Source organism: Photorhabdus africana, from assembly GCF_035181445.1.
Lineage (GTDB): Bacteria > Pseudomonadota > Gammaproteobacteria > Enterobacterales > Enterobacteriaceae > Photorhabdus > Photorhabdus laumondii.
Genome location: NZ_JAXBVE010000095.1, coordinates 1 through 3,406 on the forward strand (window position 1 = coordinate 1; position 3,406 = coordinate 3,406).

Annotated in this window: 6 protein-coding genes; 3 read left to right on the forward strand and 3 right to left on the reverse strand. The window is 50.0% G+C overall.

Going from position 1 to position 3,406, the window contains the following annotated elements; translation table 11 throughout:
• The coding region (locus SLS51_RS22645) for a CHC2 zinc finger domain-containing protein (protein ID WP_323840760.1) at nt 1-1,299 on the reverse strand (1,299 nt) is incomplete at its 3' end.
• Nucleotides 1,300-1,401: 102 nt separating this feature from the next.
• Between SLS51_RS22645 and SLS51_RS22650 the strand changes: the two genes are divergently transcribed.
• The 3 genes from SLS51_RS22650 (at nt 1,402) to SLS51_RS22660 (ending at nt 2,409) form a co-directional block, all read left to right on the forward strand.
• Complete coding sequence (locus tag SLS51_RS22650; protein ID WP_214069402.1) at nt 1,402-1,803, forward strand: helix-turn-helix domain-containing protein; 402 nt, start codon at nt 1,402-1,404, stop codon at nt 1,801-1,803.
• Nucleotides 1,804-1,876: 73 nt separating this feature from the next.
• On the forward strand, nt 1,877-2,197 hold the full coding sequence (locus tag SLS51_RS22655) for a SymE family type I addiction module toxin (protein WP_214069403.1): 321 nt from the start codon (nt 1,877-1,879) through the stop codon (nt 2,195-2,197).
• Between the two features lie 14 nt (nt 2,198-2,211).
• A complete protein-coding gene (locus SLS51_RS22660; protein ID WP_323840761.1) occupies nt 2,212-2,409 on the forward strand; it encodes a DUF7706 family protein in 198 nt (65 codons plus the stop codon).
• Between the two features lie 74 nt (nt 2,410-2,483).
• Here SLS51_RS22660 and SLS51_RS22665 read toward each other — a convergent pair whose 3' ends face one another.
• Nucleotides 2,484-2,750 carry a hypothetical protein gene (locus SLS51_RS22665; RefSeq protein WP_162120794.1) on the reverse strand — a complete coding sequence of 89 codons (267 nt, stop codon included), beginning with the start codon at nt 2,748-2,750 and terminating at the stop codon, nt 2,484-2,486.
• A gap of 10 nt (nt 2,751-2,760) precedes the next feature.
• A partial coding sequence (locus tag SLS51_RS22670; RefSeq protein ID WP_323840762.1) for an RHS repeat-associated core domain-containing protein occupies nt 2,761-3,406 on the reverse strand: 646 nt, incomplete at its 5' end.

Here is a 3,406-nt window from a genome sequence, read left to right on the forward strand (position 1 = left end):
GGCAACTGCACCCGCTTTCACGGAAGACAACCCCCGAATGCACCAGCGCAGGCTGCCCAGCGAGACCTTAAGTTCCCCGTCTGCCCCCGCTTCCCAGATGAGGCCGGGCGTTGGGTTTTGCACTGCCGCCACAGCAGCGGCTAAAACCGGAGGCGGGGCGGCTTCTGCGGATACCTCCGCTTCCGTGCGCGTTGTCACTGCGGTTGACATCGGCGTCGCGCTCTCAAGCAGCAGGGCGAAGGCGGCTTCCGGCTCGGCCACCTGACACAGATACTCATTCGCATCCATTTCGGGCGGGAACATCACGCGCAGCGGGGTGATACCTTTTGCCAGCAGCGCCGCCGCCAGTTTTACCGCCGCTTCATTGCCCGCGCTGTCATTGTCGAACGCGATAAGCGCCTGTTTGATGCCATGCCGCTCAAACGCCTGCCAGTGGTCAGCCGTCACCCCGTTGACCCCGTAAGCGGCGGTCACGTTCCGATGACCGGCGACCCAGAACGACATCGCATCAATCAGCGATTCACATAAGATAAGGCTTTTCGAGGCCATCAGCGCCGCTTCATTCCAGACCCCGCGATGGGGACCTGGCAGATAGAGATGATAGACGGACCCCGGCCGCAACCGGTCCCGGATTTTGCGCCCGTATACTTCCCGGACCTGCCCCTCAAGGTCAATCACCGGTATAACCAGCGCTCCGCTAAAGTGTTCATGACCCGATTCACGCATCAACCCTACCGCCCGCAGTCGCGCCCGGATTTCAGCGCCCGGTTTGAGCTTCTTCGACGGCAGCCGATACCCCAGCGTGCGATTGGCAAAGCCCAGCCGGAAGTGAGCCACTAACTCCGGGTGATTGAGTCGCCGCTGGGTCAGATACGCCTGCATCTCCGGCGCGTTCAGCAACGTGTGGTGATAGAACTCAACCACCCGATGCAGCAGCGCCTGCCGGCCGGCTTCATCTTCGGCCAGCAATGTTGGTTCAGACGGCGCAACCAGCGGTTCGACCGCCGGATTTTCGCCCAATAAAGCTCGCAACCGCTCCGCCGCATGGCGCAGGCTTAAGCTTTCGGTTTTCATCACCCAGTCCAGCACCGAACCGCCCGCATTACAGCCGAAGCAGTGATACAGATTCTTTTTCGGACTGAGCACCATTGACGGGGTTTTCTCCTGATGAAACGGGCACAGCACCACGTAATCGTCTTTGCCGTGTTTAATCAGCTTTCGTCCCTGTTGTTCCGCCACGGCCACTAAGGAGGCGGCGGCTTTCAGGTGCTGTAATTCTGCTTCCGGGATGCGTGCCATAAAAATGTTCCTTTTAAACCCTTGTCAATAGACATATATGTAGATTATATTATCTATACATTATGGGATTTGCAACAGGCAGCTAAAAAAGGAGACGATACAATGAACCCTATTGATTCATTGTGTGCAGGGTTGGATATGTCAGCATTTGCAGAACGTCTTCGCTTGTTGCGTGAGGCACGTAATTTAAGTCAGGTTCGGCTGGCTGAACTGTTGGGCGTTGATCCGCGCGCTTATAATCGTTGGGAAAAAGGCGCGAGTGCGCCACATTTGGAAACGGTTATTAAGATCGCTGATGTGCTCCAGGTCACGATAGATGAACTGGTTGGCCGCAAGGCTATATCGGATGAAGTGAAGATCCGCAACCACACATTACATTCCTTGTGGCAAAAAGCGGACCTGTTGCCAGATACCGATCAACAAGCGTTGATTTTGGTGCTTGACAGCTTTGTCAAGAAAGCAATGGTTGAACAGGCAATGGGATTTAACAGCACTAAGCGTTGAGATAGCGCGGCAGACGGTGAGTTCGCACCTCACGTCTGCCGCTCACCACAAGCAACTAAAAGAGGTAGTTACTATGGCTAAGGCGCATTCTAAAGCAGAAGCGGCAGTAAATAAAGCCGTGAAAACAGAACGTTATTACACCGTGGGTTATGTACCGAACGGGAATAAGGTCAACAACGCCACACCGGCAATACATCTTAAGGGCCAGTGGCTCAGACAGGCGGGATTTAATACCGGCGGCCAGATTACGGTGAAGGTGATGGACGGTTGTCTGGTGCTGATTCCAGAAAGTGAAGCCACGCAACAACAGCATCAACAGTACCAGCGGCAACAGGCCCAACTGCGGGAGATTAAGCAGCAGATGCAGGCGCTGATAACCGGTTTTGCGGGTTAAGGGGAGAGCATGAGATGACGATAGCCATTGAACATTTACAGGACATTCAGTTAACCCATATTGAAGCACTGGCCTTAGCCCAACTGGTTAAGCGGCTGAACTGGACGGAGATACGCGCCTGTGCCGTGAATGACGAGGAAGCGTATCAGATTAAGGATGCGATCTCTAAGCTCCAGTCCGCGTTGGCTTACCGTGGGTATTCACCAAGATAGATCATCAGAAAGCCGGAAGATCTCGAAAGATCTTTCCGGCTTTTTAATTACAAATATTTAATTTAAACAATGAGCTATGAGTTTATATATTTATCCAGCTCTTTTTCACACGTATACATTAGGCCAAGTACGGGATTGTCGTAATCACTATAGATTTCTAGATATCCTCTGGTCATATTCTTCACAAGATTGGCTTTTAACTCCCCTGATTCTAAAGATGAAAGCGTTTTTTTATAAAGCGTTATAATTGAATCCAATTTGTTTTCTTGTCTAAGTTTTGCTAGTGATTCCAAATCGGAAATTATATTTTTGACTAAACTTATTAACTCTTTATTATTCATGTGATTATCTCTATTTTGACGGAATAGATCTTATATTATTTATCCAAGATTGATCCCAATCTCTAGGTAAGAGAATTTGAGTTGCTTCCCCTTTGAGCACTGCTCCAGATTTTGTTGTTTGCGGTGCAACTTGACCTACATGAAGCGTAGTTCCTCTAGGAACTAATATTTGAGCTTCAAATTCCCTAGTATTTTTCCATTCAGGTAAAAGAGCGGCATCAATTTTGGCTTGTATGCGATTAGATGTCGGAAGGTCTGATACAAATGAACCACCCGGTTTAGCATTTCCACCATAAACACGGTATACGTATGTATCCTGAGTTGTGACTACAGTTTTATATTTACCGTCTTTAAAGGAATCAACTATCCAACCATCTAGTTTGGCTTTTTCAATTTCGGTATATGATGCATTTGAAAACAGTTTCCCACAGTTCTCACCCGCTAGTCCCAGAGGGTCAATCCAGTTCGCCGGATTATGCACGTAACTATAAGGACTTACGCCACCCCTTAAGTTTAGCGGATCTGGCGATAAGTACTGGCCTGTGTCCCTCTCGTAATAACGGTGCCGATTATAAAATAACCCGCTTTCCTCATCCTCATACTGCCCACAAAACCGGAGGTTACACGTCAGGTTGCGCGGGTCATTGATTGTCAGC

Coding starts and splice junctions, on each gene's coding strand:
- SLS51_RS22650 (WP_214069402.1), top strand. CDS start 1,402: ATGAACCCTATTGATTCATTGTGTGCAGGGTTGGATATGTCAGCATTT.
- SLS51_RS22655 (WP_214069403.1), top strand. CDS start 1,877: ATGGCTAAGGCGCATTCTAAAGCAGAAGCGGCAGTAAATAAAGCCGTG.
- SLS51_RS22660 (WP_323840761.1), top strand. CDS start 2,212: ATGACGATAGCCATTGAACATTTACAGGACATTCAGTTAACCCATATT.
- SLS51_RS22665 (WP_162120794.1), bottom strand. CDS start 2,750: ATGAATAATAAAGAGTTAATAAGTTTAGTCAAAAATATAATTTCCGAT.